Genomic DNA, 11,406 nt, shown 5'->3' with positions numbered 1-11,406 from the left:
CCTCAGCGCCGATGGTACTTGGCCCGCAAGGGCCTGGGAGAGTAGGTCGCCGCCGAAATTCGTGTTGAAGCGCCCCGCAATTGCGGGGCGCTTCGCCGTTGTAGGGGCCCCGCACCAGCGGGGCCCCTCGTCGTTCCCGAGCCCTTTGTCGCCATGCCGTGGCCCGCGTTGCGCCGGCTGCGATGGAGGTGCCGAGTGCGGATCGCCCGCGCCGCTGCAGTACGGTCCGCTCGTGCCGCGTCGCAAGCCCACCGGGCCTCGGGATCGCCGAGGTGTCGCCCGCCCCGCCGGGCCTCGCCCCGCCGGTCCCGCTCAGGCCGCGGCCCATGCATCGCGCCAGAAGGCGGTCTGCGAACGGAAGGACCGCTACGCGACGGAGGCCGAGGCCCGGGCGTTCGCGCTGATGCACCAGCCCGGTCCCGGTGCTCGCGCCGTGGTCTATCACTGCGAGGTGTGTGGTGGGTGGCACCACACGCGCGGCCGCTGAGCATGGGCCGGATGCGCCGCAAGGCCGACCTGCCCACCAAGACCTGCGTCCGCTGCGGACGACCGTTCACCTGGCGGAGGGAGTGGGCCCGGGACTGGGAGACGGTGCGACTGGGAGACGGTGCAGCACTGCTCCGACCACTGCCGTCGTGAGGCCGCCGCGGCGCGGCGAACTTCGGACGGCCCGTAGCGGCGCCGACTTCAGCACCACCGCCGTCCCGTGCACCGCCACCCGGTAGCGCCGTCGTCCGGGCCGCACCGCTGCCGGGTAGTCCTGCCGCCCACCGGCACTGCCGTGCGGCAGCACCGCCGCCCGGTGGCGCTCAGTGGACGGTCGGAACCGGGACCGGTCGGCCGCCCGGGTTCGCCCGCTGGCAGGTCGAGAAGCGTGCGCCCGGGCGGTGCGCCGGCTGCGCTCTGCGGGACCGCTGCCCGGTGCAGGAGTTCCCGGACGCCGGGCCGGTCCGAAGGTCGACGCGCCCGCCGTGCTGGGCAAGGACCCCGATGCCGAGGACACCGGTGTCCCGCGGCAGGTCGGGGCGCTCGCCGCACGGGAGGCCGTGGGGCTGACCGCCGAGAGCCTGGGCTCGCGCGACCCCGCGCTGGTCGCGCGCTCCGGGTTGTCAGCCGTGTTCGTCTTCGATCTCCCGCGCGTGGCGCGGTGGCGACTCGCGGGCATGCGCCTGGTGTTCCTGGCGCGTTCTCCGCGTGGCGCAAGGCGCTGTCGGCGGGTCGACAGCGAGGCGCCTGACGCCGCGGCGCGGATGTGGCGCGCCGCCACCGTCGCGGACCGCGGGTAGGGTCGTCCGGGTGCCGTCCCCCGAGCACCGCGTCTCGCCGGCGTCCGACGCCGGTCGAGTCGTCTCCCGCGTCCCGCGCCGCTCAGCCGTCCGCGCCCTCCTGGTGCTGGTGGCCGCCGTGGTCGTCGCCGGCGGTTGCGCCCCGCCGACGCTTGCCGCCCAGCCCGGCGATCCGCGGCCGGTCTACCTGGCGGAGCAGCTCCGGCGGGATCCCGTCTACGTCAGCCCGTCGCTCGCTCGGGTCACGGCCGCGGACGACGTCGCGGCGCTCCGGCGCGAGGTGACGGCGATGCCCTACCCGACGTTCGTGGTGCTGGCCCCCACCCTGCGGGACGAGCCCGACGTCGAGACGTCCGCGGACCTGCCGAACCTGCTCCGCGACCGCGTCGGGCGGGACGGGCTGTACCTCGTGTCCGACGGAGACGGAATCGGCTTCGACGCGGAGGCGTACGGGGTCCGGACCCGCAGCGACGTCGGGCGGCTCTACTCGGTGGTCTCCGACGCCGTGCCGACGCGGGACGGGCCGATCGCTCGCCTGGTGTTCGCCCTGCGGTACCTGCGGACCGGCGCGAAGGCGACGATGTCGGTCGACGCGGAGCGCGCTGCGGACGACGCCCGCCCGTGGTGGATCTTCGGGATCTCGGCCGCGCTCGGGTTCGTGGTCCCCGTCGGCCTCGTCGCCGCGACCCCTGGCGCCCGGAGGCGGCGCAGCGGGCGCCGGGCGTTGCGCGACGAGCGCCGGCTCCGTGCACGACCCGTGCCGCTGGGGGCCGCGGCGCCGCCCGACCGCGACGATGCTCGCCGCAGCGCCCAGGAGGCCCTGGCCGGCCTGGCGCGCGCCATTGGCGACGCGGCGCACCCACCAGACCCCGCCCTGCGCCACTACGACGCGGCGTCGCACACGCTCTCCCGCAGGGGGCTGACGGCGATCGATTGCCTCGGAGCCGAGGCGCTCGCGACCGCCGGCCGCGCCCTGCTCGAGGGCCGGGAGTGGCGGCCGTGCCTGTTCGATCCGCGGCACGGCGAGGGCGTGCGCTCCACGCGGTGGCGCCTCGGTGCGGACGAGGCGACGTTCCCGGCCTGCGCGTGGTGCGCGGACGAGATCGCGGCCGGCCGGGGCCCGACCGTCCTGGAGGACTCCGGCCGTCCCTACTGGGAGCGCGACACCGTCTGGGCCCGGACCGGCTTCGGGGCGATCGACGACGACCTCGCCGACCTCGTGCTCGCCGGACGCGGGCGGTACCGATGATCGGCCGGCCGGCCGTGCGTGACCGCCACGGCGATCGCCGGCGGTTCCCGCCAGGGATGACCGGCCTGCCGGGGGGTCGCCGCCACCACGACGGACGCCGACCGACGGCGGCGGCGATGTCCGGCGCGCCGGGCACGCCTGCCCGGGAGCCCGGTCGGGGACCGATCCCGGAAACGACGTCCGACCGACGGGGCACGACCGACCGACGGGGCACGGCCGACCGACCGGGCACGACCGGCCGCCGGCGCGCCACGGTCGTCACCGCGGCGGTCGCCGCCGCCCTGATGCTCGTCGCCGGCGCCGCGCCGCCGGCGGGCGCGTCCATCCGCATCTCGGCAGCGTCGGCCGGTTCGGCGGCGAGCGGAGCCGCGACCACGAGGGCGAGGGCCGCCAAGATCATCGGTCCGCTCGCGGCCGGGTCCCCGTTCGTGCCGTCCGACGACCAGCGCGAGGACGACCGGCGGACGTCGGCCGGCAGCGCGCCGAGCAGCGCGCGGCTGGACCGGGTCGCTGCCGAACTGCGCCGGACGCCCCTGGTCGTCGACCCCGAGGTCGGCTACGTGCTCGACGCGTCGCAGCGCCGGTCCCTGATCCGGACGCTCCGTGACGCGCGGGTCGCCGTCTTCGTCGCCGTTCTGCCGAAGGTCGACGAGGACGAATCCGGCGGCGACACCCAGCGGGTCCTCCAGACGCTGCAGCGCCGGGTCGGGCGGACCGGGGTCTACGTGACCGTCGACGAGGAGGGCGGGATGGACCTCGCGAGCGTGGGCGTGCCGCTGGACCTCTCCATCCCCTACGAGCTGCTCTTCCCGCCCCGCGACGAGCGTCCCGCCGAGCAGCAGGCGTCGGACCCGGCTCCTCCGGGCTGGACGACCGTGCCGGACCGCCTGCGGACGATCGTCGCGACGGTGCGGAAGGCCGGCGCCGGGCCGCCCAACGGCGTGATCGACGACGTCGACCCGCTGCGGCCGCTCAGCGGGACGTTCCGCGCGGCCCGCAACCGCGAGGACGCCGTCGCGGCCGGCGTGACCGGCACGCTGCTCGGCCTGCTCGTGGCGGGGACGTTCCTCGGCATCCGTGCCGCCGTCCGCCGGCCGCTCGCCGCTGGCGGCGGGGGCCGGGGCGGAAGGTCCGGGCCGACGCCCGGAGGCGGTCCGGGCCGCGGCGGACGTCCTGCTGGCGGAAGCCGTCGGAAGCGCGGCGGGCGCAGCGGGGGCGGTCGTCCGTAGCGTGTCGCCCGCGTGGACTCCCCAGAACGACGCGGGCGCCCTGCCTCCCGGCACGGGCCACGAGCATCGCCCCGGCGTCGTCCCCGTACCCACGGGGGACGGCCGTCCCGTGGATGCGCCGTCTCCGGCCGTCGTCCGGCCACCGATCGCGCACCGACCCCTGTTCACGTCTCCGCCCCCGGTCTCGCCTCGAACTTCCATGCTCCGACCCCCGCCCGTCCTGCGATCCGCGACCGTCGTCCGCACCGCGACCGTCGCCCTCGCGTGCCTCCTGCTGCTCCTGGCCGCGGGACCCCCGACCGCCCGAGCCGCGACGACGCCCGCCGAGGTCGCGAGTGCGCTCGAGCGCTCGCCCGTCTACATCGATCCCTCCCTGGACGGGGTCATCAGTCCCACCGCCACGCGCCGCGTGGCGCGGGCCGTGAAGGCGTCCGGCCGTCCCGTCTACGTGGCGCTCGTGCCGGTGAACGACGGCGACCGCTACGACGGGAAGGCGCGGAACTTCCTCACCGCCCTGCGCAGCAGGTTCCGGCGCGACGGGATCTTCGTCGGCGTCGAGGACCGCTACCTGCGCGTGGAGGAGCGCAAGAACGGCGTCGAGGTCCGCGACCAGGCCGTCGGCGACGCCGCGAATCTCGCCAACTACGTCGACGACGGCGACGAGCCGTCGTACCGCCGGACGCTGCTCGAGCGCCTCGAGCGGTTCTTCGCCAACCTGCGGCAGTCGCCTGCGCGCCTCGCCGCGCGCGTCGCCGCCGACGAGGAGCAGAGCGCGAAGGAGCATCCCGAGACGGCCCCGGGCTCCCGCTCCGGGGACTCCTCGGGTGGCAGCGGGGCCGGGCCGTTGATGATCGCGGGCGTCCTGCTCCTCGTGGCGCTGATCGCCGCGTGGTCGGTCCGCCGGCGGCGGCGCGTCGCGCGGGCCGCCGCCGGGCCGCTGCCTGTGGTGCCGGCGCGGGTCTTCGAGCACGCCCGGGCCGCCGAGCGGGCGGAGCTGGCGGAGGACGCCGACCAGGAGCTCCTCGCGCTCGCGGCGCTGCTGGACGAGCAGGTCGTCCCCCGCCGCGAGGACGCCCAGGCCGCCTACCAGCGGGCGCTCGACGCCTACACCGCCGCCCGTCGGATCTCGCGCGACGAGCCGCGGACCGTTGACCTCGTCGGCATCCTCGTGCTCGTCGACCAGGCGCGCGGCGACATGGCCCGTGCCGCCGCACTCGATGCCGGGCGGCGGCCGCCGAAGCACACGCCGCTGTGCACCTTCGACCCGCTCCACGGACGCTCCGCCAAGACGGTGAAGTGGGAGCGCGTCCTGCGGCTCCCGGCGTGCGCGGCCTGCGCCGCGGACGTGCGCGCCGGCCGGACGCCCGACGCCCTGCGCGACGGCGACGTGCCGTACTTCGAGGGCACGACCATCTGGGCGAAGACGGGATTCGGGGCGTTCTCGACGGACCTCGTCGAGCGGATCTCCAGCGGGGACCGATAGCTCCGAGCCCGGCGCCGCGGCGTCGGCTACGACGAACGCCCCGGGTGGGGCTCCGTCCGGGTCAGGCGGCGCGTTCCCCGAGCACCATGCGGACGTAGCCCACGGTGCGGCGGGTGTGCTCGGCGATCTGCTCCAGGCCGTAGCCGCGCTGGCGCAGCTCGGCGAAGCGGGCGGCCTGGCGACGACGGCCGTCGCGGCGCTCGCGCAGGTCGGTGACGGACGACCGCTCGGGGGCGGGCAGCAGGCCGTGGCGGCGCAGCGCGGCGAGCGCGAGCCGGCGGGCCCGGTCGTCGACGCCGGGCAGGTCGCGCAGCTGGATGTCCGACAGGCGCGCGACGTCGTGGAGCGTCGCCAGGCCGTGCCGGTGCAGCGCCCGCGCCGCGTCGGACGGCAGGACCTCGCCGAGGACGATCGTGTCGGCCATCGGGTCGGCCGGCAGCGCCGCGACCAGCGGCGGCAGGTCCTCGGGGGAGGGCGAGCGCTCGGCGGGCATCGGCGCGGTGCCGGCGACCTCCGACAGCTCCTCCGGGAGGGCGGTCCGCAGGCGGGTCCCGCACGCGGCCTGGAGCCCGGCGATCGCGGCGCGCTGCAGGTCGGCGACGGCGATCGGGGCCGCGACGAGCTCGGCCTGGCGCCGGCCGAGCAGCTGCTCCTGCCAGTCGAGGTCGCGGCCGCCGCGGGAGAGGACGACGCTCGCGGTCACCGCGTCCTGGTGCTCGCTGCGGTGGAAGACCACCCAGCGGTCGCCGCCGGCGCGGGTCGCGAACCAGTCGAAGCGGTCGCTCGCGCGGACGCCGCGGGAGGACAGCGTGGTGACCGACGAGTGGTGGACGAGCACCTCGCGATCCTCGAGCGTGAGGTGCAGCCAGGGGGCCTGGTCGGGGCAGGCGGACGAGTCGGACATGCGGGGGCGCGGATCGGGCGAACGGGGGCGGGCCGCCGGTGGAAGACCCACCGGAAGGCTCGGAATTCGGAAACCCTAACATGCCGTGAGGGCGTCGTCGCGCCAGGTCGGCCGACCGTGAGGAACGTCACGGATCCGGGCGGCGGCACGGAGCGTGGGCGGCCCGGGCCCGTCGTCCGGGCGGCGGGCGCGCGGGCAGCGGGACCCAAGAGGCGTGCGGGCGTCGCTCGGGGAATCACCGTCTCGTGATGGATTCCCAGAGCGCGCGCGGAACGCGTCCCCCCCCGGGGCCGGGGCGGTCGCGAGGCGCCGCGAGGGCGCCGAGTTCTCTGCCGTCGTCGCTCGGGGCGCGTCCCGGGCGGCGGGGGACCCGCCGCCGTTCAGGCGCCGGCGTGCAGCGCGCGCTCTTCGACGATCCGCAGCTGGACGTCGGTCAGCGGCAGGTCGGCGCCCTCGCGGAGGAGGACGACGGCGCGGTCGAGCGTCAGGCCGGAGCCCGTCAGGATCGAGCCGATCAGCGGCGGCGCGCTCGACGAGCAGACCCCGTTGGGACAGCTCGGATCGGCCCCGTGGTCATGCTTCTCGCTCATGCGTTCAGCGTAGCGCGCGGGTCCTGCAGCCCCGCTGGGACGGGCCTGCCGACCGGCGGACGTGGGAGGGTGGGCGTCGCCACCGATGACCGATCCGACGTTCCTCGAGCACGCCCGCCAGGCGCGCCGCCACTACGAGCTGCCCTCGTACCAGGCCTTCCTCCGCCGCCTCGGCGCGACGATGGAGGCCCACCTGCGCGAGCTCATCTCCGCGGCCGGGATCCCGGAGAACCAGTCCGAGGTCGAGTGGCGGATCAAGGCGCCGGCGTCGTTCGAGCAGAAGGCGGCGGCGCCGGACCCCGAGGACCCGGAGCGCCTGCACTACCGTTTCCCCACCGACGACATCAGCGACCAGCTGGCGTTGCGCGTGATCGCCTTCCTGCCCGCGCAGGTGGAGGCCGTCGAGCAGGCGATCGCCGACGACGACGCGCTGCTCGTGCGCGAGGTCCGCAACAAGGGCGTCGACCACAGCGACTCCCGCGCCTTCGGGTATCAGAGCGTGCACGTCCTGGTGACGCCCGCCGCCCCGCTCGGCGCGCCGTCGCCGCCGAAGGACTTCCGGGTCCCGCGGGTCGAGATCCAGCTGCGCACCCAGCTGCAGCACGTGTGGGCGGAGCTCGAGCACGCCTCCCGCTACAAGGGGGCCGCAGGCTCCCGCGTGTCGCGGAAGTTCGACCGGGCCGCGGCGCTGATCGAGATGGTCGACGAGCTCCTGCAGGAGATCGACGACGCCGCCGCGGGCGGGGCGCGCCAGGAGCCGCCGCCGCGCGCCGACGGGCCGGCGACGACCGCCGAGGACCCGCCCGAGCGGCTCGTCGGCAACCGGCTCACCGCGCGCGCCATGCGCTCGTTCCTGGCCGAGGTCTTCCCGGAGGCACCGCCGAGCCGCGGCGCGGGCTCGGAGGAGTGGATCCGCCGGCACGCGCTGGAGTCGGGGTTCGACACCGTCGAGGCGCTCCGCGACGCCGTCCGCAGCGTCGACATCGCCGCGATCGACCGGACGTTCCGCGAGGGCGTGACCTGGGAGCGCAACCAGGTCCGCTGCCTCGACGACGTGCTGCTCGCCGTCGGCGGCGCCGACTACATCGCCCTGGCCGAGCGGTTGGTCGGCGAGGAGGACGTCGCCCAGCGGCAGAAGCGCCCGCGGGTCCTCGGCTGGCGCCTCAAGCGCCTGCGCGAGGCCGGCATCGTCGCCTGACCGCCGACCGCCGACCGCCGACCGCCGACCGCCGACCGCCTCGCTTCCGGCGGTCTGCGGTCGGTTCCGACCGTTCGGCGGTGTCCTGCCGCTACGGCAGGGGCGTGACCACGACCCACGGCTCGACCGTGAACGACACGATCAGGCCGGCGGCCGCGTACGGGTCCGCCGCGGCGAAGGCCTCCGCCACGGCGGGGGTGTCGGAGCGGAAGCCGAGGAGGCCGGTGTGGACCGGATCGCCGACGGCGCTGCCGATCACCAGGTCGCCGGCCTGACGCGAGGCCTCGATCGCCGCGAGATGCGCCTCGCGGTGCGGGGCCCGGAGCGTCGCCATGTCCTCGACGTAGGTGTACTTCAGCAGCTGCAGGGTCTCGGGCACCGGGGCTCCTCGCGTCGTCGGTCGGGCCCGGATCATCGCGCACGGGCAGGGCGGGCGCGGCTGCCGGGGGTCGGGCGCGCCGCCGTCCGTCCTGCCGGGCGTCTCGGCGGCCGCCGAGACGCGACGGCGCCGCTCCGGAACGACCGACGGCCGCCCCCGCGGGGGGGCCGCGGGGGGGCCGGGGCCCGCGGGGGGGGCCGGGGGCCCGCGGGGGGGGGCGGGGGGCGCCTGGGGCGGGCGGGCGCCCCACGGCGGGGTGCAGCCGCGGTCGGCGGAGACCGTCCGGCGGGCCCGCCGGACGGTGGACCGGACCGGGTCAGCGACCCGGGAGTCGCGACCCGACCGCCCGCAGCGCGACGCGGGCCTCCGCCGGCCGGACGGCGCCCACGAGCACGAGCAGCAGCGGCGCGACGGCGCAGCCCGCCAGGCGCAGCGCGATCCCGCCGGCGCCGTCCGGCGCGGCGACCCAGTCGAGGCCGGCCCCGAGGACGACGAGCGCGGCGACCGCCGCGGCCAGGCGTCCCCACTCGAACGGCACGAGCATCAGCCGGCGGGTCCGCAGGTGCGAGGCACCGAGCGCGACGACGTAGGCGCCGACGAGCGCGATCGCCGCGCCGGTGGCCTCCAGCGACGGGACGAGCACGGCGAGCAGCGCGATGTTGACGACGAGGCCCAGCAGCGCCGCGGGCAGCGTCCGGCCGGTCGCGTGGTGCCGGCCGGCGATGGTCGTGAAGACCCAGGTCAGGCCCCACATCGCCCAGCCGAGCGCCAGCCACGGCAGGGCGCCGGCGACCGCGCCGTGGTCGAACTCGTCGCCGATCAGCACGTCGACGATCTGGTGGCGCAGGAGCGTCAGCCCGACCACCATCCACCCGAGCACGAGGACGTAGGCGCGGACGACCTGCGCGTAGGCCTTCGGCGCCTCCTCGTCGGAGAGGTCGTAGGCCAGCGGCGGCCACGCGGCCTGGAACGCGCGGGCCACGACGATCGTGAGGGTGGCGAGCTTGACCGCGGCGGCGTAGACGCCGGCGGCCGCCGCGCCGGACGAGCCCATCAGCCACGCGCGGTCGACGACGTTGAGCAGGAAGACCGCGAGCTCCGGGACGACGGTCGGCAGGCCGAAGCGCAGGAGCGGCGCCATCCGCACCTCGGCACCCTCGGGGGCCGGGCCGCGCGCGCCGAGCAGCAGGCGCCGCTGCGACGCCCAGACCCCGACCAGGACGACCGTCGACGCCGCGTAGTTGCCCAGCAGGTACTCCGACGCCCCGCCGCCGAGGACGACGACCAGGACGACCGTCGAGCCGACCGTCAGCGCGACGTTGGACAGCGACGCCAGCAGGTAGGTCCGCCGGGCCTCCTGGGCGCGCAGCAGCGCGTTGGCGACCTCGAGGTTCGTGAACGCCCAGAGCCCCAGCGCCGCCGCGCGCACTGGGCCGGCGGGGTGCCCGTCGGCCAGCAGCACCCGCGCGATCGGCGCCGCCAGGAGCACCACGAGCAGCCCGAGCACCGTCGTCCCGGCGACCACCACGAGCACGACCCGCCGCGCCAGCCGCGAGCGCCGGTCGGCGTCCTCGTCGTGGAACCAGTGCCGGACGAGCGCCTCCTGCAGCCCCGCCCGCAGTGCGATCGACACGAGGATGATGCTCGTGAGGAGGAGCTCGGCCCAGCCGAACTCGGCCTCGCTGAGGTGCGTCGTGTAGAGCGGCAGCGTGACGAGCGCCAGCACCCCGGCCACGAGGCTGGCCGACTGGTAGGCCATGCCGGACGCCGCGAGGCGACGGAGCGGGTGCGGCGCCATCGGCCGGGATCGTAGTCGCCGGGCGGCGCCCGGCCCGCGGCGGCCCACCGTCCACGCGAGGGATGTGCGTCGCGTGCATATCGATGCACCCCAGGCAGACCCGCGGGGCGCAGCGGCTCTCCGCCCGCGGCCACGGCGCCGGACCTGCGGCCCCCGCGGTGCGTCCCGGTCCGCCACGGACCACGGAGGAGCCGGTCAGGGCCTAAGGTCCCGCCCGTGAGCGACGACCTGCGCCCGACCTGCGTGCTGCTCCTCCCGCGGCCGCTGGACCGGTTCATCCTGCGCGACCAGGCGGAGGATCTGCTGCGCGGCGGGGACGTCGTCGCCGTCGATCCGCCGCGGCCCGGCTACGGGGCCGCGCTGCGGCTGCCCGAGAAGGCCGTCGGCGCCGTCGCCGGGCGGCAGGCCGCTGCGCTGCTGAAGGGCCTGAACGCCGACGGGCGCGACCCGCGCGTCGTCGTCCTCTTCCATGCCACGCAGGAGCCCGTCGCCGCCGCGCTGCGCGCCCGGACCGGCGCCGAGCTCTGGTACTGGCGCTGGGACCGCTACGAGGCCGCCGGCGACGCGGACGAGGCGCGCCGCGCCCGCCTGACCGCGCTGCACCGCCGCGCCGCCCAGGCCGCGTCGCTGGTGGTGGCGTCGAGCGGCCGGCTGGAGGAGCTGGCCCGCGAGGAGGGCCGCCCGACGGTGCTCAGCCCGCTGGCCGCCGACGCGTTCCCCGCCCCGGATCCCACCGTCGAGGTCGTCGGCTTCTCGCTCGGCCACCTCGGCCGGCGGACCGACTGGGCGCTGTTGCGCGCCCTCGGCGAGCGCCTGCCCAGCCTGCAGCTGCTGCTCGTCGGCGAGCTGCACGAGGACGAGGTCGCCGGCGACGCCGACGCCGCCTGGTGCCGATCGCACGCGCCGTTCGTCTTCCTGGGCTCCCTGCCCGACGAGGCGGCCGCCCAGCTGCTGCGCCTGTCCGACGTCGGGATCCTGCCGTTCCGCCGCGACGACTTCAACGACGCCGGGCTCCCGTACCGGATCCTCAAGGCCGCGCGCCTGGGCCGCCGGACGGTCGTGCCGGACCTGGCCGGCGTCCGCACCTGGGATCCCGCGATCGTGGTCGCCGCCGACGCGGACGCCTTCGCGGCGGCCGTCGCCGCCGAGGCCGGCCGGCGCGGCGCTCCGGACGACGCCCTGCGCAGCTGGGCGCTGGACCAGACCGCGGCCCGCCAGAACGCGCCGCTGCGCGAGCGGCTCGCGGCGCTCGGGCTCGACGCGGGCTGACCGGGACGGCGCCGGCCCGGG

At 77.0% G+C, this 11,406-nt stretch carries 11 protein-coding genes; 7 read left to right on the top strand and 4 right to left on the bottom strand.

The genetic code is table 11. The features are described 5' to 3' along the window. Positions 1-153: 153 nt before the first annotated feature. The 5 genes from AB0L40_RS23350 (at position 154) to AB0L40_RS23330 (ending at position 5,247) form a co-directional block, all read left to right on the top strand. Positions 154-639: a DUF2256 domain-containing protein gene (locus tag AB0L40_RS23350; RefSeq protein WP_364360426.1), complete on the top strand. Its 486-nt coding sequence runs from the start codon at positions 154-156 to the stop codon at positions 637-639. Positions 640-971: 332 nt separating this feature from the next. Continuing rightward, complete coding sequence (locus AB0L40_RS23345) at positions 972-1,286, top strand: hypothetical protein (protein WP_364360424.1); 315 nt, start codon at positions 972-974, stop codon at positions 1,284-1,286. A 10-nt stretch (positions 1,287-1,296) separates the two neighbouring features. Then, positions 1,297-2,535 carry a hypothetical protein gene (locus AB0L40_RS23340; protein ID WP_364360422.1) on the top strand — a complete coding sequence of 413 codons (1,239 nt, stop codon included), beginning with the start codon at positions 1,297-1,299 and terminating at the stop codon, positions 2,533-2,535. A 428-nt stretch (positions 2,536-2,963) separates the two neighbouring features. Beyond that, the gene (locus AB0L40_RS23335; RefSeq protein WP_364360420.1) at positions 2,964-3,764 is read left to right on the top strand and encodes a hypothetical protein; all 801 of its coding nucleotides are present in this window, start codon (positions 2,964-2,966) and stop codon (positions 3,762-3,764) included. A gap of 199 nt (positions 3,765-3,963) precedes the next feature. Then, a complete protein-coding gene (locus AB0L40_RS23330) occupies positions 3,964-5,247 on the top strand; it encodes a hypothetical protein (protein ID WP_364360418.1) in 1,284 nt (427 codons plus the stop codon). 61 nt (positions 5,248-5,308) lie between these two features. Here AB0L40_RS23330 and AB0L40_RS23325 read toward each other — a convergent pair whose 3' ends face one another. Further along, positions 5,309-6,151 carry a hypothetical protein gene (locus AB0L40_RS23325; RefSeq protein WP_364360416.1) on the bottom strand — a complete coding sequence of 281 codons (843 nt, stop codon included), beginning with the start codon at positions 6,149-6,151 and terminating at the stop codon, positions 5,309-5,311. Between the two features lie 380 nt (positions 6,152-6,531). Next, the gene (locus AB0L40_RS23320; RefSeq protein WP_364360414.1) at positions 6,532-6,741 is read right to left on the bottom strand and encodes a hypothetical protein; all 210 of its coding nucleotides are present in this window, start codon (positions 6,739-6,741) and stop codon (positions 6,532-6,534) included. Between the two features lie 85 nt (positions 6,742-6,826). On the opposite strand from AB0L40_RS23320, the gene AB0L40_RS23315 reads away from it, so the two are divergent. Continuing rightward, positions 6,827-7,939 (top strand): RelA/SpoT domain-containing protein, encoded by a 1,113-nt coding sequence (locus AB0L40_RS23315; RefSeq protein WP_364360412.1) that lies wholly within the window; start codon positions 6,827-6,829, stop codon positions 7,937-7,939. 91 nt (positions 7,940-8,030) lie between these two features. Here AB0L40_RS23315 and AB0L40_RS23310 read toward each other — a convergent pair whose 3' ends face one another. Both AB0L40_RS23310 and AB0L40_RS23305 read right to left on the bottom strand, forming a co-directional pair. Beyond that, positions 8,031-8,318, bottom strand: coding sequence for a YciI family protein (locus AB0L40_RS23310; RefSeq protein WP_364360410.1), 288 nt, complete (start codon positions 8,316-8,318; stop codon positions 8,031-8,033). A 316-nt stretch (positions 8,319-8,634) separates the two neighbouring features. Further along, positions 8,635-10,116: a lipopolysaccharide biosynthesis protein gene (locus AB0L40_RS23305; protein WP_364360408.1), complete on the bottom strand. Its 1,482-nt coding sequence runs from the start codon at positions 10,114-10,116 to the stop codon at positions 8,635-8,637. A gap of 216 nt (positions 10,117-10,332) precedes the next feature. Between AB0L40_RS23305 and AB0L40_RS23300 the strand changes: the two genes are divergently transcribed. Further along, positions 10,333-11,385 (top strand): hypothetical protein, encoded by a 1,053-nt coding sequence (locus AB0L40_RS23300; RefSeq protein ID WP_364360406.1) that lies wholly within the window; start codon positions 10,333-10,335, stop codon positions 11,383-11,385. Positions 11,386-11,406: the final 21 nt, after the last annotated feature.

Origin of the sequence: Patulibacter sp. NPDC049589, from assembly GCF_040675535.1 — a bacterium.
GTDB lineage: Bacteria > Actinomycetota > Thermoleophilia > Solirubrobacterales > Solirubrobacteraceae > Patulibacter.
Note: the sequence above shows the minus strand (reverse complement) of the source record. Positions and strands in the feature narration are given on the sequence as shown.

What these genes read in the sequence shown, in the direction of transcription:
- AB0L40_RS23320 (WP_364360414.1), bottom strand. Translation starts at nt 6,741, where the DNA reads ATGAGCGAGAAGCATGACCACGGGGCCGATCCGAGCTGTCCCAACGGG.
- AB0L40_RS23315 (WP_364360412.1), top strand. Translation starts at nt 6,827, where the DNA reads ATGACCGATCCGACGTTCCTCGAGCACGCCCGCCAGGCGCGCCGCCAC.
- AB0L40_RS23325 (WP_364360416.1), bottom strand. Translation starts at nt 6,151, where the DNA reads ATGTCCGACTCGTCCGCCTGCCCCGACCAGGCCCCCTGGCTGCACCTC.
- AB0L40_RS23350 (WP_364360426.1), top strand. Translation starts at nt 154, where the DNA reads ATGCCGTGGCCCGCGTTGCGCCGGCTGCGATGGAGGTGCCGAGTGCGG.
- AB0L40_RS23305 (WP_364360408.1), bottom strand. Translation starts at nt 10,116, where the DNA reads ATGGCGCCGCACCCGCTCCGTCGCCTCGCGGCGTCCGGCATGGCCTAC.
- AB0L40_RS23330 (WP_364360418.1), top strand. Translation starts at nt 3,964, where the DNA reads ATGCTCCGACCCCCGCCCGTCCTGCGATCCGCGACCGTCGTCCGCACC.